Origin of the sequence: Vibrio hepatarius (assembly GCF_018860525.1) — a bacterium.
GTDB lineage: Bacteria > Pseudomonadota > Gammaproteobacteria > Enterobacterales > Vibrionaceae > Vibrio > Vibrio hepatarius_B.
Genome location: NZ_JAHKPM010000051.1, coordinates 1 through 19150, shown reverse-complemented (window position 1 = coordinate 19150; position 19150 = coordinate 1). Strand labels below are relative to the sequence as shown.

The window sequence follows — 19150 nt, the reverse complement described above, 5'->3', positions numbered from 1 at the left end:
TGCTTATTAAGCAGGCTGCTGTTGGTTCATTAGCTCGTTAAAGCTTACCGTTTTTTCAGACACCTGAGCTTTAGAGATAATTGCATCAATTGCTTGCTCTTCTAGAGCAACATTACGCATATTGTCCATCATCTGAGTGTTTTGCTCGTAGTAAGCAATCACTTCAGATGGGTCTTCGTAAGCTGTTGCCATCTCTTCAATCAGTGATTTAACTTTATCATCGTCAGCTTTTAGCTCTTCAGATTTGATCACTTCACCTAGAAGAAGGCCAACCCTAACGCGACGCTTTGCTTGCTCTTCAAATAATTCGCGTGGCAGCTGCTCGGCTGCTTCTGGGTTTCCACCGAAACGCTGGGCCGCTTGCTGACGCAAGGTACCAATTTCTTGGTCGATCAGTGCCGCAGGCACATCGATTTCGTTTTCTTGAACTAGACCTTCTAAGGCTTGTTCTTTAATACGATTTTTCACTGCTTGCTTAAGCTCACGCTCCATGTTTTTGCGTACTTCTGCTTTCAGTGCATCAATACCACCACCAGAAACACCAAACTTAGAAACGAACTCATCGTTAATTTCTGGTAATTCACGAGCTTCAACTTTGTTTACTTTTATCGAAAACTTAGCCTCTTTGCCTTTGAGGTTTTCAGCATGGTAGTCTTCTGGGAAAGTCACATCGATCTCAAATTCCATACCAGCAGTCTTACCTGCAATACCGTCTTCAAAACCAGGGATCATTCGTCCCGCACCCATTTCTAATGGGAAGTTTTCAGCTTTACCACCTTCAAACTCTTCACCATCAATAGAGCCGATAAAATCGATAGTTGCGCGCTTGCCTTCTTCAGCCGCGTCTTCAACCTCTACCCAAGCCGCTTGCTGCTTACGTAGTGTTTCGATCATTTCTTCAACATCTGCGTCTTGAACTTCAGTGGTTGGTTTTTCAACTGAAATCTTCTCTAGACCTTTTAGCTCAACTTCTGGGTAAACTTCAAAAGTCGCATTAAAAACAAGATCTTCACCCTCTGCATTTTCAACAGGAGCAAAAGCAGGAGCACCTGCTGGGTTAATCTTCTCTTTAACAATCGCTTCGATAAAGTGACGCTGCATCACTTCACCCATCACGTCCTGACGTACTGCTTTACCATACATCTTCGCAACCATTTTTAATGGCACTTTTCCTTTACGGAAACCATCAAAACGACGGTTTTTTGCGATGTTGCGCAGTTCAGCTGTGACAGCATCTTCGATGTTGGCAGCAGGAACAGTAATGTTAAGACGGCGCTCTAGGCCTTCTAGCGTTTCAACAGTAACTTGCATTATTCATTAACCTCAAAACTGGCTCAGAATTGAAACTGAGCATATGAACCCAGTAAAAAGTTCATCTTTATTGGTACTCAAAGAGCACTACTTGTAAATCGAGAATCGATAACTAAACGAGTCAGTCACCGGACTAATTAGTGATATCTTTATCGACTTAATCTCAAAAGCTATCTCCGATTAGCCTCAGGATAAAATTCAGACGCCGCATTCTACCGACCTGATCGGTTACTGTCGAGCTTATACCCAACATCACTTAGCCTTCTGACCTAAAAACTCCACTAACCGCTAAAAAACGTCAATCAATCAGACAACAGTATTTGAAATGGGGTCGTTAGTCACGTTTTCAAGTCAGAGGCGATTATTTTCTTAAAGAAGTGGCAAAACACGATCTAAATCCAATTTTTCATTTTAAGGTTTAACATGAAAAGTTAGGAATAATTTGAAATAATGTAGGATTTAACATCAAAAATCAGCACAGAAAGGGGCATAGTAGAATACAGAAAAGGCTTATCACACAGTACAATAAGCCTTAAATCGCTTTGCTCGACACAATCCATAGCAAAGGTGTAAACTCATTCTAGCCTCTTAACATGGCGTCAAGTTGGTCAACAAGTTCTGCCCAATCAGCATCTTCATCAATGGCTTGTTTTAAAAATGTAGCCTGAGAGCGCGACCAAAAGAAAGCTTCATGCAGCGCCGTGCCCACTACCAAGCCACTGTGTGTTTGGACAAACTCTCGTATATTATCATCTGAGCTATCGAGCCCAAGTTGCATAAACAAATCAGGCATCGAGTGCTGGTGCATTTCCATATTCGCCTCACTCAATATTTTGATTAAAAATAAGGCGACGTTTCCGCCGCCTACATTTTATTATAGATCAATTGAGTGAATGTTAAGTCGTACTGTGGTTAATCACTTAAAGTCAGGAAGTTATTTCCCGCCTTTTAAAGCTGTCAACGTTACAAGATCTGAATCTATATTTTTAAGTTCTTCACTATCATTCGATAGAAAATCCACCACTAACTTTCTCATTGACTCTGTATTGGCGTATTGCTTCATTACACATAGTGAGTCAAAACCACTTTTTGCATCGCCCGCAACATTAAGGCACCTCTCCCCAATGTCAGGAATTAATAATGATTTATGATCTCCTGTTGCATACTCGGCGAAGAGGCTATTAACACTAACATCTGGGCCTTTTAAAGCACTGCGTAAACCTTCCGTTCCAACAAAACCACCTGTTGGTATAGACAATGCGGTACCTGAACCATTATTGGGAACAGTATCATCATTCTCAACTTGAATTAAAAGTGTTGGCAAGTCATTTGGATAAAGACCTGCACTAACCACTGAATGAGGATCCACAGTATCAATTAAGGTTTGAGCAATAATTTTATATGGTACAAGTGTTTTCTCAATCAACTTAGCAGCTTCAGGATTGTTGGTTGCAAAATCCGCATAACATTTTCCCTCTTTAAGTGGAATAGGCTTCTTCTCACAGACACCACTAACATAATCTTGGTAACCAGGGTTTGATTTATTTAACTTGTGCTTGATAAGGGGACCAAACGTTTCTGAAGCAAATAGCAATTCAGCAATATGCCCACCCGATTTGGCAAATACTGCTGAGCTAAACTGATATTCTTCGGCGCCTGTCTCGTTAGCAATAGCCATCGCCGTATTACCTAAAATACCGCCCAGTGAGTGGCCTAGGAACTTAATGTTGGTAGACTCAAGCTTTAGAGCGTTATCTCTATTAACACTCTCTAGTGGGCCAAGCACTACCTTATCTGATTGTATTTCAAGATATTGATCTTCCAAAGCTAAGCGTAGGCCAAGAATATCAAAAACACTTTGCCTCATATTATCTCTGGCTACGGGCAATGCCGCAAGATTAAGATAAGGCGTAGCATCATACGTATGAGCTCTCACCTCGCCATTAACCTTTCTTTCGCCATGAATAGGGTGGTCGATAGCAATAACTGCCAATCCTTTAGCAACAAGGTCAGCAGCAAAAGAATAGGCATCTTCTTTTATCGAGGTAACCCCATGCTGATAAACCACCAAGCCTTTTAGGTTGCCGCCATCTAAGCTATTAAGCACATCTTGTTTAGGCGTGAAGAGAATAAATTCTACTTCTTGCAAGGCTTTTATTTTAGGGATGGGATTATAGCGACTAACCACTGAAGCCTCTGGGTTGGCAGGCTCAAAAGGTGTGGTGGCGAACTTAGCACCCGTTTCCAAAAAGTAAGGTAGCTTGACTATACCTTTGGTGACATTAACTTTGCCCAACACTTGTTCAGCAGCACTTCTGGTGTAGTACTGATGAAATACTAATTTAAAAGCAGCACCCTCTTCAGAGACTTTAAATGCATCAACCTTCTCTAAGCCATCGGTGAATAGTTGCACATTCTTACCATCACTGTATTCCGTTAGCGTCAATGAGTAAGCATCTGTGAGATCTAAATTATCTGGGTTAGCTCTAAACTTAGCATTGTCCGCAGATTTTAACTTTAACATCTCTTTCGCAGTTTCAGTCATTACACTGCCCACAGAGCCAGTGGTAAAAGTAGAAGAGTACACCATGGTTTTAGGATCAATGCCGAACTTCTCAGCGATCACTTTTTGACCTTTAAGCATGGCTTGCAAATAGCCTAACTTACCATCATTATAGGGGTGAGAATTCAGCCCAGCATAAGTCCTAGACATGCCAATCGACTCATTTTGTACATCTTTGATTTGATTGGTTAGCGCCAACACATAGTTCGTACTGGGTTTAAAAGGCTTAAGCGGAACGACGATAATTTTATCATCCAAAGTTGAAGCTACGAAATCAACGCCATAAGTTAGCTTGCTAGAAGTGTTAACATTAAATAAGCTGACTCCCTCTGCGATCGATCTTAGGCCGTCACCAAATCCTCTGCCATCAACAGTGATATAGAGTGGCATAGATGTAGAAAACCCATCGGCATAGCCAAGCGCAAACATAGGATCAGTGATATGGCTTAGTTTATATGGAAGCTTTAATTTACCTGTCTCCGGATCAAGAAACAGATTATTGTTTAGAGGCACAGATGGCTTATTGGGATCAAGGTCCATCTTGACCGTGGTACTATGAGATAGCGATTCTGCGATATACGCTTCTGGCCCTGTTCCAGAGCTGCCTTTGTCATCACCACAAGCGGTTAGAGCAGCTGTCACCAACAGCACAGCCAAGCTAAGAATATGTTTCTTACTTATCATTCCACTGACCTTAGTTAAATAGATAATTGATTTGTATCGAGGAGATAAAGGCGCGACCTTGTGATTCAAAAGTGCGCTCTTCTTTTAAACCATTCGTTTCTTTAAACGAACCGTCATCACTCATAACAAGGGCAAAGCCTGCATCAAAGGATAAAGCTGGGCTCCATTGGTAGGTGAAACCTGTGCTATACCAATGACGATCACTGTCTGGAATGCTCAGTGTCGCTTTACCGGCTTGCTCATCAAAAGCGTAGCCAGCTCTTAAGGTCCATTCTTTATTGAGTTGGTATGTTGCGCCGAGTGATAAACGATCATTATCGTTATAGTCTTCCGCTTTATAGAAGCATCGACCTGGGACACCGTCAAAGGTACAGTTTGGATTAGTGGCTTCAAGCTTAGTAAAGGTGCTCCAATCCGTGCGCTGCCAGCTATAGTGTACAGCCCACTGGGAGTTCAACTGATGAAAACCAGAAAACTCAATAATCGCTGGTAACTCAACTTTAAGGCGCCCAGTCACCGTAGGCTCTGTGGCAATTCCTGAACTATAAGAATTAAATTTACCCTCATCAAAATCTAGGTTGACCGCAGAGCGATAGGCCAAAGAAAAGCGGTTATCCTCATCAAGCTCGTATAAGCTGCCGATATTCCAACCATAACCAAAGGTTTTCCCTGTCATTCCAATCAGCTTATCACTTGCATTACCCCCCCTGTAATCGGCAATTTCACCTTTATAGCGGGTTAATTCAGCTTCGGCGTAAACCAAATTTACACCTGCACCAAAACTCCAAAACTCATTTAAGCGATAAGCAATATTAGGGTTTAAATTGACCGAACGCAGCGAGGTATTACCCGCCATATCACCCGCTGAGATATCGGTTGGGTAGTCGGTGGCAACACCATAATTGGTAAATAAACCAAGACCCCAGGCCCAGCTTTGATTAATTGGCGCTATGTAGTAACTGGCTGGCACAACCTGAAAAGGCGCGATATCATTGGATTGCTCATTATTGCTGACATCTTTGACATCAATTTCTGGATCGATAAAGGAGATAGCACCTGAAAAGGCTGCTTGCTCAAACCTCATCATGGCTGCAGGGTTACGAGCCAATACACTTGCATTATCGGCAATAGCGCCTTCGCCTGAAAATGCTCGACCTAAACCGGATGCGGAATGTTCCGCCACTTGAAAGCCTGCCGAGTGTGCTTGGCTGGCGAGTAGGATGGACACTGCTAACAAGGAGCACTGCTTTGTGTTCATTCTTGCCTCTTTATATGAATAGAATTAGACATAATTTGGTGATGCGTTTTTACGCTTAATCACCTCAAGATTTATTATCAAAATGATGGATCCAATAGGAAATAGTCACACTAGTAACAAAACTATAATTATATTGCTCTCTAGAAGGATTAAACGCCTCTGAGCGCCCCAGTCAGATTGATGTCAACAATTTGTTAAGGACGTGGTATTAGATACGAAAATAAACAAAAAGTGGTCCGAGCAGATAGTAATTACTGTCTCTTTAGTGCGACAAATGAGCAAAAACTACATCTAGTTACACAAAGGTTAATAAATAGATGAAAATTTGAAGGGTGTAAACACAGAGGTGAGAATATACAGTGGCGAAAATACTTTCACATTTCACGATTAAGTAAAACGAACGGCAGCCAGTGGCTGCCGTTTTATAATGTGGGAAGTGAAAGTCATAAAGGAGACAGAACTGCCTTCCATTCCCAAGCGCAAACATGGGTCAAACAAAAAACTCCATGTAGATAAAATAAGCATAGACCCTATTGTTTGATTTATCATTTGATAAGGTGATTATCTCAACTGCCATAACTCAGTGCAAAAAACCAAAGGCTTTTAAGGTTCACAATCGAGGAGTGTTTTGCAAGCTTAGTTATTAAATAAAACAAGGCGTTACTTAATGGTCAGGCAGAACCGTAGAAAGTGATCATCTTCATAGTCGACTTTGTGCTCAAATATCGAGGAGGCATATATGATACGTAATATGGCGTGTTTCTCCCCTCGAGAACCACGAAATAACATTGAAATACCCTTGGTTAAGCGATTTCTGTTATCAAAATGCACATTAAGATCTGACGATAAAACACATAGTAGGCAGCCATTTGAGTTATAGGATAAATCAACACTCTCTGGACTTGACACCAACACCGTCGTATTGAGTTCTTTTTCAAGCATATTAATAAGCAGAAGGAAACTATCCAAATGAGGAAGTTCATCACCGTATAGAGGTGATAATAAGTTATCTAGCATCAACTCCATATCTAAGCGTTGAGAACGAGCATGAGTCACTAGAGAGCGTATTTTCTTCTTTAAGGGCTTGTATTTCTTACTATTCCCTGCCTTATTCAGCCAAGCAGAAAGAATATCGTTAATCTCAGATCGAGACTTATACGCTAATACTTTAGCGCTATGGTTAGTCCATAAATGCAGCAAAGCATGTACCGCTAACTCTGACAATAAAGGCTCAAACTCGGGTTTTATATTGGTATGAATACTGCGCATGATGTTTGAGCGTATTAACGCTGCTAAAGTCTCGTCAATTTCGATCATGTAAGAAGGACAGACATGCTACCGAAAAGCACCGCCTATGTACAGTTAGAAAAGAGGTTGCTTATCACAGCTCCGCTATACTCCAACATATATTCAGTAGATTTTACAATTCAAGCTATGAGAACAGCTGATGTTAAGGAAGTACTATGAGTCGATTTAACTTAAACCCTTTTTCTTTCACCAGATCGCAGAAGAATGACCCCGTAAGCCAAGAATGCTTTCCAAGTGAGGAAGCCGCCTACCGGCAGTTTGACAATACGCCCCCCTTTGTAAAGAGGACAAAGACCAAATGCTAAATGAAGCTGCGGTCTCAATAGAAAGGCCTGAGTTTGTAAAGCATTTTACAGCTTTAAAACGTTCAGACTTTTATTGAATTTATTAATACTATTTCGACATCATGATGATACAGATTTATTTTTCGCCAGCGCTCTAAATAGCACTGGCGAGCTAAAAATAAAAACAAACTACAACGTCATTTTTTTAACCATGCCAGCTTCTGCGTGACCCGGAATATTGCAGGCAAACTCAACGTTATTATTTCCGTGGAAATGCCATAAAACCTGCTTGGACTCCCCCGGTTTGACGGTAACCGCACTTCCAGAGTCGTGCATATGCTGGGGCATGGTTTTCATCATTTCTCGATGCTCTAACTGCTCTTTCGCTGAACCAATAGTGAACTCATGGTCAATTTTACCAAGATTCTTGACTACAAACTGCACGACATCATTTGGTTCAATGTTGACCCCTTTTTTAAATTGGATAGTCATGTCATCGTTAAGCAATACATCAATGACCTTATTTGGCTGCGCCCCTTTTGCTGGCATACCAACTTCTGACATGTCTTCAATACCCATCTTCGAATGTCCCGTGGTGGTATGGCCAGCATCAGCGAAAACCGAGTTTGCTATGATTGAAGAAAGTAGTGCGATTAGTATCTTTTTCATCTGTTTACCTTATTAAATAATTTTATGCGTATTTTATTTTGCATAACAACTAGCTCCACCAATTAGAAGCAAAGTGCATAATATGTTTGAGAACGAGCAATAATGAGAATTAAACTAAGAAGAGGGGGGACGAAGTAAACCAGTAATATGTGTAGCTGTTAAGCCAATTTTAAGTGATTGGTAGGGCGCTAAAGAAAATGGCAGTGAACCCAGATCTTCGAACGTATCTAAAGGATAAAGCACACTAGAACATACAGAGGGGCAGCAGTTGTCAACACTAAGATTGGAATCCCTACAATGAATTGACACTGGCCCCTGCATGCCTTCCGCAGAGACACTTTTCATCGTATGGCATCTAGTATGATTGACACTCTCCGATATATTGTCAGACTGATTGAAGCGAGTCTGGCAATGCGCATTCTCTGATGTCTGAACTTGTGAAAGCATACTATCAACTGACATCACAGGCGAACTCGATACATAGCTTGTCATCAGCATCGCTAAGATACTGAATAACGTAATCAAAGTATGTTTAAGTGAATGATTCATAGTATGCCTTTAGTTCGAAACCAAAGTATAAACCTTCCCCTATGGTTAAGGTCAATAGCTTAAAAATATAACCCGGTATTTTATGTTGAAGATAAACTATTTATCAACTAACAAAACTTTGCTAACTCAGTTATAGCTGACCTCTCGCAAAATAAATTTATCTGTTGCGGCAAAGATAAGGCTGATTACAGGTGATATCCAGCAAGCAAAAGCTAGCGGAATATATAATAAATTTTCAATATTACCTTCAGCGATCCCAAGACCTAAAGCACTAATAACAACTGCTCCACCTGCATTCCAAGGCACAAGTGGAGAAATAAGTGTTCCTCCCTCTTCGACTGCTCGCGATAAGTTCAGCTTCGAGTACCCTTTTGCTTCATACACAGGTACGAACATTCGTCCCGGTAAACTAATAGATAAATATGGGTCGCCGGCGACTAAATTGGTTGCAACTGAAGTACCAATCGCTGATGCTTGAAGACGAAAAAACGAACAATTTTTACTTAATATTGCTTCCACTATCGTTTCTAAACATCTGGTTCTTTCTAACGCTCCGCCAAAACCGAGTGATATCATGATCAAAGTAATAACCCATGTCATAGATTGAATACCTCCTCTAGCAAGCAAGCTATCAATCTCTTGAACACCTGTTTCTATTTGATATCCATTTTGAGCGTATTTGAACAACTCATGTAAAGATGCATCTTGCATAGCATTGGCAATCAGAGCACCACTCACCACTCCAATAAATAAAGATGGCAGAGTAGGTAACTTAAAAAAGGAACAGGTTAATACCAAAACTGGAGGGATTAAAAGCCAAGCGGATAAATTGAAATTGGCCGCTATACAAGCATTGATAAGCTCTATTTTATTTAATGCCTCACTTCCCAAAGGTGCGTTACTTAATCCAACAAACAGATAAATACTAAATGCAATTAGCATTGCAGGAATTGTAGTAGGCAGCATGTTTTTAATATGTTGGAACAAATCAACGCCAATCACTGCTGGTGCTAAATTGGTTGTATCTGACAGGGGGGACATTTTATCACCAAAAAAAGCACCAGAGACAACCGCTCCAGCAGTCCAGTAAATTGGTATATCAAACCCTACACCAATACCTACAAGTGCCAACCCCACTGTACTTACCGTACCCCATGACGTTCCAAGAGACAGAGAAACAACCGAGCATAGCAGCATGCTTGCAGCCAAAAATATCTGCGGGTTCAGCATGGTAAGACCGTATTGAATCAATAAAGGGACAGTACCACTAGCAATCCAGATACCTACAATCATCCCTACAAGCATCAATATGGCCAAAGACTGCATCGCTAAACGCACTGTATGTAATATTCCATCCTCAATATCATGCCAGCGATAGCCTCTTAACCAAGCAAGAAAAGCCGTCACACTAATACCAATAACAAGTGGAATATGGGGCGTAAAATCATTAAAAATAAAAAGCTGCACTGCCAGAATGCACAGAGTAATCGCGATAGGCATTATCGCCATGACTAAGCTAGGCTGTGCGGATTTATCTATTTCCGTCATATCGAATCTTCCTTATTTCTCGTTTGATGCTAAATTTTGGGTGCAAGAAAACGAGCTCAACTTTTGTTGTCAATAAAGAGACTCGTCGAGCTATTTTTGCTTTAGCTTGTCTTAAACTTACAGAGCGAAAATACTTACCTACATTCAGTAGGCGATAGAACTAATTAGGAACGTTCGAAAACAACCGTTTTGTCATTAAATAGGAATACTCGCTTTTCTATATGGTATTGAATGGCCCTAGACAGAGTTAATGCTTCAACATCCATCCCTTTCTTTATTAAATCTTTTGGATAATTGGTGTGGTTAACGTTCTCCATACCTTGTGTAATGATAGGGCCTTCGTCTAAGTCGCTACTCACATAATGGGCCGTTGCACCAACCAACTTAACGCCTTTATCATAAGCCTGGTGATAAGGTTTTGCCCCTTTAAAACCAGGTAGCAAAGAATGATGAATATTGATTGCCTTTCGGGACCAACGCTCACACATGGAATCAGAAAGTACCTGCATGTAACGAGCAAGAATCAATAGCTCACACCCAACATCATCCAGTACTTTTTGTACTTGCGTTTCCTGCTGTATTTTGGTTTCACTAGTGATAGGGAAGCAGTGATAGGGGATATTGTGCCATTCGGCAAGGGATCTGAGGTCTTCATGATTAGAAATGACAGCTCGAATGTCTACCGACAAGTTATTAGTACGGTAACGGTAGAGCAAATCATTTAAGCAGTGATCGTATTTAGATACCATAATGACAACTTTGGGCCTGTAACTCTTATTAGTCAGCTCCCACTCCATTTTAAATGGTTTAGCTCGCCCCTCAAAACCTTGTTTAAACGCTTGCTCATCAAACTCTCCACCGCCTTCTTTAGTGAACTCTACACGAATAAAAAAGCGCCTATTTAACTCGTCATCAAAAGAGTTTAATTCCGATATGTAACATCCCGATTCACATAAAAAACGTGTCACAACATCAACCGTACCAATACGACTTGGGCAACTTGCGATTAAAATGTAGTGGGAATTTGATTGGTTCATTAAATCACCTTAAGACTATAATTATCAGTCACCAAAACTACCACAGCATGGTGACTGGTTATCAATATTGTTGATCAGTGTTTGTGAAAAGCCACACCATACTCCCGACCTGCATCCATTAACCACATCCAAATGTAATCAGCAAAACTTCTACGGATAATAAGCTCAAAGGCCTTTTCACTGACACGCCTGATCTGAACTTGAGACTTAGCAAAATTGGTTCCGACCACTCGACCAACCGGAAATTGACGGATATGGACATCATACAGTGTTGATTTTTTTATCACGTTTTCAGCATTTTCACCGCTCAATGTTACCAGAGTCTGACCACTACTGACCTCAGTAACCGCATAATGACCAACTAAGTGTTTATGCAAAGCCGCTTCAATACCACATGCTAAATTTGGTTTTGCGATAATCAACCATTCATCAGGAGATTGCCAGAATACTCGTAGCGCGTCAGCTTGGACAGAAGTACCTGGGGTGATAGGAAGCTCGATTCCTATCGCTTGCTCTACCCCATAAATAAACGCTGGGTCCTCTGACTTTCCTCGTAATACTAGGTGAGTAAGTCCTTTAATTTCCTTAATCTCGACGCTGACATCTCGGTAAGATTGAGCAGGTTGCATAATCTCAACATGATCAAGTGGTGATGCTGCACGAGGTGTCCATTTACTCTGTTTATCTATTGGTAGATTTGGCTTTGTAAGTGTAGAATCGAGAGTCATATCAGACATTTTGGCGCTCTCCTTTTGGGTCATAAAAGACAGATGTGGCGATTTCAGCTTCGACTGATGTTCCGTCAGGTAATGGGAAATACACTTTTTCACCTTGCAAAGATAAACCACCTTTTATCACGCCTAGCGCAATCGAACGATCCAATACAGGGCTGAAGTAACTCGAAGTAACATGCCCAACCATAGTCATTGGAATCGGCTCATTAGGATCGAATACGGCTTGTGCTCCCTCTGGCAACACGCAACTAGGATCTGTGGTGAGTAAACCAACAAACTGTTTTCTGTCTTGTCTCTGATTATCTTCACGCCCCCATGAACGCTTGCCGATATAACTAAATTCCTTGTTCTTACCCACTATCCAGTTCATGTCCATGTCTTGTGGAGATACCGAGCCATCTGTATCTTGCCCGGCAATAATGAAACCTTTTTCTGCGCGAAGAACATGCATGGTTTCAGTGCCATAAGGAGTAATACCAAATTCTTCACCCGCCGCCATGACTTGCTCCCACACATATAAACCGTAGTTAGCAGGTACATTGATTTCAAAAGACAATTCACCTGTAAAACTGATTCTAAATACTCTTGCGTTCACCCCAGCAACACGCAATGACTGCCAACTCATATAAGGAAATGATTCATTCGACAGGTCATGACCATCCACCAGCTTTTCAAGTAACAATCGGCTGTTAGGCCCTGATATCGTCATTGTCGCCCAATGGTCCGTGACACTGGTAAAGTAAACGTCTAACTCAGGCCATTCGGTTTGATGCCAAAGTTCCATCCACTCTAAAACAGCAGCGGCTCCACCAGAGGTCGTCGTCATTATAAAATGGTTGTCGTTGATACAAGATGTCACTCCATCATCGAAAATCATGCCATCTTCTTTACACATCACACCATATCGGCAGCGTCCCGGAGCAAGCTTTGACCAAGGGTTGGTATAAATTCGGTTAAGGAATTCTCTAGCATCTTTACCTTGGATATCGATTTTTCCAAGTGTGGAGGCATCCAAAATACCAACACTATGACGAGTTGCCATACACTCTCGGTTGAGAGTTTCCTGCATAGTTTCCCCTTGTTTGGGAAAGTACCAAGGTCGTTTCCATTGCCCTACATCTTCAAATTTTGCTCCATTCACTACGTGCCACTCGTGCATTGCAGTAAATCTTGCTGGATCAAAGAGCTTTCCAGTATCTCTACCGGCTAAAGCGCCAAAGGTGACGGGTGTATACATAGGACGAAATATCGTCGTTCCCGTCTCTGGTACACTTTGGTTTAATGCTTTGGCTACAATTGCCATGCCATTAATGTTGGAGGTTTTACCTTGATCGGTACCAAATCCCATTGCGGTGTAGCGTTTTACATGTTCAATCGACTCAAACCCTTCTCTTGTGGCTAATTCGATACCAGCGGCTGTGACGTCATTTTGAAAGTCAACAAATTGCTTGGGAGCTCGACTGGTAGGTTTCAGGTGCGGAATGTGATAAAGCTCCATCGAATCAGACTTTACGCAACCATCAACGGTTGGCACTGCAAAGTTATTTTCAATTAATTCGCCACCTAATTCTTCGCCACTGATTAACCCTGCACCTGCGCCTTCAACAAGCACCGCTGCTAATGAATATGTGCCTACGATTCCACCAACATATAATTGGTTTTGAGAAGGTGCACTTGGGACAAAACCGGCTATATCTGAATTCCAGATAGGTTTACTGCCTGTGTGACAGGATAAATGAACCACTGGGCTCCACCCTCCAGAACTTGCCACTGTATCACACGCCAAATGATGGACTTTAGCTTGGCTAATGAGTTCACTACCATCATGGTTAATAGAGGCGACCTCAACCCCATTAACTCGTCGATTACCTTTGACATCAATGACTGCCATACCAGTAAGTACAGTGATACCCAAGTCTCGCGCCTTCGCTGGTAAGTCTCCTCGAGACTCCCGCCGAGTATCAATAATAGCCACTACCTCTCGCCCTTTACTGTGCCAATCAATAGCGGTTTGATAGGCGTGGTCATTGGTGGTCATCAACACTAATTTGTTGCCCGGAACCACTGCGTAGCGATGAATATAAGTAGAAACCGCAGACGCTAGCATACAACCAGGTACATCATTATTACCAAAAACTAATGGTCTTTCTAATGCGCCAGTGGCCAGTATCACTTTCTTTGCACGAATACGATGCAAACGTTGGCGAACACCTGGCATATTTTCGCCCAAATGATCGGTGCACCGCTCCACCGCTCCAATAAAATTATGGTCGTAATAGCCAAAAGCGGTTGTTCTTGTCAGTAAAGTAAAATTCGGTTCGCAAGACAGCATACTTAAGGTTTCTGATACCCAATCCACACATGGCCTGCCATCAAGTAGCTCTGTACTGGATAAAAGTGATCCCCCAAATTCATTTTGTTCATCCAGCATAATTACTCGAAGGCCGCTACCAACCAGAGTTCGTGCCGCAGCTAAACCAGCAGGTCCTCCACCAATGATCAGAACATCTGAATGATGATTAAATTTATCGTATTGATCTGGGTCTTCATTGGCAGGCACTTTCCCCAAGCCTGCTGCTTTTCTAATGTATTTTTCATAGGTTGGCCATAAACTCTGTGGTTGCATAAAAGTCTTGTAGTAAAAGCCTGGCGGCATCATGGAGCCACCTACCCTTCCCAAACCAGCCATTACGTCCAAATCCAAACTTGGCCAGCCAGATACCGAACTCGCAATCAACCCTTGATACAATTCAGCTTGGGTAGCACGAATATTGGGAATAGTTGTTGAGTCAGTGCTGCCCACTTGTAAAATTGCGTTGGGTTCCTCCGCACCGGCAGCAAGTATTCCCCTCGGGCGAGAATACTTAAAACTTCTTCCCACCACATCCACGCCATTAGCCAACAAAGCAGATGCAATCGTGTCACCTTTGTAGCCAATATAACTCTTACCATTGAAAGAAAAGGTCATGCTTTGTGATCGCTCAATTCGACCACCTTTATTGAGTCTATTGCGTTCAGCCATTTTGCTCCTCCTTTTGACTCAATGAAGCAGAACGACTGCCCATCTTGTACACCTTTTCTATGTCGTTCGTCACCGTATGGCGAGTGGCATTAAAAAACTTGCGACACCCTGCGCTGTGATACCACATTTCAGTGTGCGCACCTTTGTTATTTTCACGATGAAATAAGTATTTACCCCATTCTTCATCTGTCATTAAATCTGGGGCAGAAGGTCTAACAATATGTGCTTCTCCAGCATAGTGAAATTCCTCTTCTTCTCGAATTTCATCACAATATGGACAATGAATTTGCAGCATTTTTTTCTCCCTGAACTAGTGCGCAACGCCAGCTGCGCCGTGCTCATCAATTAAATGCCCCGTAACAAATCGATTTAGGTTAAAAGCTTCAGCCAAAGGGTGTGGATGATTTTTGGCAATGGTGTGCGCAAATACATGACCAGATCCTGGTGTTGCTTTAAAGCCTCCTGTTCCCCAGCCACAATTAAAATACAAACCTTTAATATGGGTTTTACTGATGATTGGGCAAGCATCAGGCGTGGTATCAACAATGCCTCCCCAGTGGCGATTGAGCCTGACTCGGCTAACGATGGGAAACATCTCGATAATTGCCGCTATGGTGTGCTCTATGACAGAAAAAGAACCTCTTTGCCCATATCCTAAATAACCATCAATACCAGCACCGATCACTAGGTCACCTTTATCAGATTGGCTCATATAGCCATGAACATGGTTAGACATCACTACGGTATCTAAACAGGGTTTTAAAGGCTCAGAGACCATAGCTTGTAATGGGTGAGATTCTAATGGCAGGCTCATATTGACCATCTTGGCTAATTCACCAGAGTTACCTGATGCTACACAAGCTACTTTTCCAGCACTAATAAAGCCCTTCTTAGTTTCAACTCCTACCACTGCGCCATTTTCTACTCGAATACCTGTCACTTCGTTCTGTTGAATGAGATCGACACCTAACCTATCTGCAGCCCGCGCATATCCCCAAGCCACTGCATCATGACGGGCAGTTCCCCCACGTTTTTGCCAACTTGCTCCTAATACTGGGTATCTTGAATTGGGTGAACAATTGAGTATTGGGGCCAATTCTTGTACCTCTTCGGTAGTCAGCACCTCGCTATCTATGCCATTAAGCCGATTCGCATTCACTCGCCTTTCTATATCCCTCATGTCTTGTAATGTGTGGCCAAGGTTTAATACACCTCTTTGGCTAAACATAAGGTTATAGTTGAGCTCTTGAGACAGACCTTCCCACAATTTCATCGAGTGCTCGTAGAGTTGAGCAGCCTCATCCCACAAATAATTAGAGCGAACAATTGTGGTATTTCTCGCGGTATTGCCACCACCTAAATAGCCCTTTTCTATCACTGCGATATTGTTTAAGCCATGCTGCTTAGCAAGATAGTAAGCCGTGGCTAAGCCATGACCACCACCACCGATGATGACAACATCATAATGTTTTTTTGGTAGTGGATTTCGCCAAACTCGTTGCCAGTTCTCATGGTAAGTTAAGGCATGCTTAAATAGCCCAAAACCTGAGTAATCCTTCATTGTTTACCTTCCATAAAACGTTAAAATCTAATCGTCTTGTAAAGGACGCATCGGTTAGGGTGTTGTTCTTTCTTGAGCGCCCTCGGATTGGTGTTACCGATAAACCGGGAATTTGGCGCATAAAGAAGCCACTTTCTCTTGCACCTTCTTAACCAAATCTTCGTTATCCAGATCATCTAAAATGTCGCAAATCCAATCAGTTAGTATGGCCGCCTCGGTTTCTTTGAATCCTCTTGAAGTAATAGCTGGTGTACCAATACGTAGTCCACTTGTCACAAACGGAGATCTTGGATCATTAGGTACCGCATTTTTATTGACTGTGATATGCGCTTTCCCCAGTGCAAAGTCGGCATCTTTTCCTGTGATCCCTTGTTCAATAAGGCTGACTAGAAACAAATGATTGTCTGTCCCACCAGAAACCACATCATAACCGCGCTCAATAAACCCCTTTGCCATTACTTGCGCGTTCTTCACAACCTGAGCTTGATACTCAGAAAACTCAGGTAATAAAGCCTCTTTAAACGCCACTGCTTTTGCTGCAATCACATGCATCAGAGGCCCACCTTGTCCAGCAGGGAAGACAGCCGAGTCTAGTTTTTTTTCTAGTTCTTGATTGCGTTTAGATAAAATAAGGCCACCTCGCGGCCCTCTCAGCGTCTTGTGGGTCGTGGTAGTGACCACATCTGCGTATGGAAGGGGGTTAGGATAATGGCCTGAAGCAACTAACCCAGCTACATGCGCCATATCGACAAATAAATAGGCATTAACCGAATCAGCAATCTCTCTAAATCGTTGCCAGTCAACAATACGCGAGTAAGCTGAAAATCCTGCAATGATCATTTTGGGCTGATGCTGTTTGGCTAACTCTGCAACTTGGTCGTAATCTATTTCACCTGTTCCATCTTTCAAGCCATACTGGACAGAGTGGTATATTTTGCCTGAAAAGCTCACTTTAGCCCCATGGGTGAGATGTCCTCCATGGGCGAGACTCATGCCCAAAACCGTATCACCGGGATTTAACAAGGCCATAAATACAGCAGCATTAGCTTGTGATCCGGAATGAGGTTGAACATTAGCGTAGTCGGCATCAAACAAGCTTTTTGCACGAGAAATAGCCAAACACTCGATGGTATCAACATGCTCACAACCACCGTAGTATCGTTTACTTGGGTAACCTTCTGCATACTTATTGGTCAGCTGCGTACCCTGTGCTTGCATTACTCTTTTACTGGTATAGTTTTCAGAGGCAATTAGCTCTATATGTTCTTGCTGGCGGGTATCTTCACTTTTAATGGCCACAAGCAATTCATCGTCAAACCCTTCAATGGTGTCATTTTGATAGAACACACGTCTCTCCTTCAACACATCAATGTAACAATAGTGTTAACAAACTATCCTGCATCCCGTCCTCATGACCGACTGTAAGCGTCATAATTCATGTCTTTTGCGACAAATCGACCTATTGATGAGTAGTGAAATGAAAATAATGTGATGAAGTTAAAAATAATCATTGCGAACATTTGTAACAAAAACCTTACTTGAGACACTGCAAGAGCACTCCAACCACGAGACAAGGTCATGAAAACTATAAGAACATTTTCGACCCCAATGAGAGATACGAACCAATGCTTTATGCCCAAAAAAAAGCTGTCCTCTAAACAAACCTCGGTTTTATTTGTTGTGCTTGAGCATTTTTCTTTAATGTCATTTACATGTGCGGTCGACTGCTTAGTCACCTCTAATTTGGTGGAAGGGGAAAATCGGTTTATCTTTGCTATAGCTGGTCTGGAGCCAGTAGACGTAATCAGCGATCTTGGAATAGCTGTCACTCCAGATCAAACCCTGAGTGAAATAAAAACAGTAGACAATATAGATATTTTAATCATTTGCGGAGGGTATCGAACTAACCTTACAGAACATTCTCATCTGTCAAAACTATTAGCTCTGGGCTTCAAACGTGATGTGACTCTCGGAGGTATATGGAATGGTGCCATATTTCTGGCCCAAGCTGGTGTGCTTGATGGACAACAATATGCTCTTCATCCAGACAATCATGCCTATGCTAAGGAAAGGTTTCCTCGCTGCATTCTCTCCTCAAGTTCATATGTCAATAATGGCAATATACTGACTTCTGCCGGAGCAAGTAGTACATTAGATTTGATGTTAACGCTGATTCAAAAAATAACTTCTCAGCCAAACTCGAATGCCGTGCGAGAAATACTCTCTTGTGACCGAGGGATTTCTACAACGGTTCAACCTATCATTCATACTTGTTTACCCGACTCTGTGCCCGCTATTCTTAAAGAGGCTAGCACGCTCATGACAAATAACCTCGATGAACTACTCACTATCGATGACATAGCCCGCTACCTCAACATATCGCGCAGAAAGCTAGAACGACTATTTAAGACGCATATTCAAGCCTCTCCATCTAAGTACTATTTAGAGCTGAGATTAACTTATGCAAGACAATTATTACTCCAGTCTGAAGACTCGATATCAACCATTGCTGCCTCTACTAGCTTTTCTTCAACAACTCACTTCAGCCGATGTTTTAAAGAGTTTTTTTCTGTATCGCCGACAGCAATGAGAAGCCAAGCAGCAACTAATTAATTAGTTGTG

15 protein-coding genes are annotated in these 19150 nt (G+C 42.1%); 1 reads left to right on the top strand and 14 read right to left on the bottom strand.

Annotated elements, in window-relative coordinates; translation table 11 throughout:
- Positions 1–6 precede the first annotated feature (6 nt).
- From tig to glyA, 14 genes are all read right to left on the bottom strand, one after another.
- Positions 7–1311 carry a trigger factor gene (gene tig / locus KO511_RS14545; protein ID WP_215988136.1) on the bottom strand — a complete coding sequence of 435 codons (1305 nt, stop codon included), beginning with the start codon at positions 1309–1311 and terminating at the stop codon, positions 7–9.
- 580 nt (positions 1312–1891) lie between these two features.
- Entirely contained in the window at positions 1892–2125 is a 234-nt protein-coding gene (locus tag KO511_RS14540) for a DUF2789 domain-containing protein (protein WP_215988135.1), read from the bottom strand.
- Positions 2126–2245: 120 nt separating this feature from the next.
- Complete coding sequence (locus KO511_RS14535; RefSeq protein WP_215988134.1) at positions 2246–4558, bottom strand: lipase; 2313 nt, start codon at positions 4556–4558, stop codon at positions 2246–2248.
- A 10-nt stretch (positions 4559–4568) separates the two neighbouring features.
- Positions 4569–5816 carry an outer membrane protein transport protein gene (locus KO511_RS14530; protein WP_215988133.1) on the bottom strand — a complete coding sequence of 416 codons (1248 nt, stop codon included), beginning with the start codon at positions 5814–5816 and terminating at the stop codon, positions 4569–4571.
- A 660-nt stretch (positions 5817–6476) separates the two neighbouring features.
- Positions 6477–7085: a DUF2913 family protein gene (locus KO511_RS14525; protein ID WP_215988233.1), complete on the bottom strand. Its 609-nt coding sequence runs from the start codon at positions 7083–7085 to the stop codon at positions 6477–6479.
- A 512-nt stretch (positions 7086–7597) separates the two neighbouring features.
- Entirely contained in the window at positions 7598–8077 is a 480-nt protein-coding gene (gene copI, locus KO511_RS14520) for a copper-resistant cuproprotein CopI (RefSeq protein ID WP_215988132.1), read from the bottom strand.
- A gap of 114 nt (positions 8078–8191) precedes the next feature.
- Entirely contained in the window at positions 8192–8626 is a 435-nt protein-coding gene (locus KO511_RS14515; protein WP_215988131.1) for a hypothetical protein, read from the bottom strand.
- Positions 8627–8752: 126 nt separating this feature from the next.
- Complete coding sequence (nhaC, locus tag KO511_RS14510) at positions 8753–10174, bottom strand: Na+/H+ antiporter NhaC (RefSeq protein WP_215988130.1); 1422 nt, start codon at positions 10172–10174, stop codon at positions 8753–8755.
- A gap of 164 nt (positions 10175–10338) precedes the next feature.
- A complete protein-coding gene (gene purU, locus KO511_RS14505) occupies positions 10339–11211 on the bottom strand; it encodes a formyltetrahydrofolate deformylase (protein WP_215988129.1) in 873 nt (290 codons plus the stop codon).
- 74 nt (positions 11212–11285) lie between these two features.
- Entirely contained in the window at positions 11286–11948 is a 663-nt protein-coding gene (locus KO511_RS14500; protein WP_215988128.1) for a sarcosine oxidase subunit gamma, read from the bottom strand.
- Positions 11941–14967, bottom strand: coding sequence for a sarcosine oxidase subunit alpha (locus KO511_RS14495; protein WP_215988127.1), 3027 nt, complete (start codon positions 14965–14967; stop codon positions 11941–11943). Before KO511_RS14495 ends, KO511_RS14500 begins: the two co-directional genes overlap by 8 nt.
- Complete coding sequence (locus KO511_RS14490) at positions 14960–15262, bottom strand: sarcosine oxidase subunit delta (protein ID WP_215988126.1); 303 nt, start codon at positions 15260–15262, stop codon at positions 14960–14962. The genes KO511_RS14495 and KO511_RS14490 overlap by 8 nt, the downstream gene beginning before the upstream one ends.
- Before the next feature lie 15 nt (positions 15263–15277).
- A complete protein-coding gene (locus KO511_RS14485) occupies positions 15278–16528 on the bottom strand; it encodes a sarcosine oxidase subunit beta family protein (protein ID WP_215988125.1) in 1251 nt (416 codons plus the stop codon).
- Between the two features lie 93 nt (positions 16529–16621).
- The gene (gene glyA, locus KO511_RS14480; RefSeq protein WP_215988124.1) at positions 16622–17875 is read right to left on the bottom strand and encodes a serine hydroxymethyltransferase; all 1254 of its coding nucleotides are present in this window, start codon (positions 17873–17875) and stop codon (positions 16622–16624) included.
- A gap of 231 nt (positions 17876–18106) precedes the next feature.
- Here glyA and KO511_RS14475 point away from each other — a divergent pair, with 231 nt between their 5' ends.
- Positions 18107–19141: a GlxA family transcriptional regulator gene (locus KO511_RS14475; RefSeq protein ID WP_215988123.1), complete on the top strand. Its 1035-nt coding sequence runs from the start codon at positions 18107–18109 to the stop codon at positions 19139–19141.
- The last annotated feature ends 9 nt before the right edge of the window (positions 19142–19150 follow it).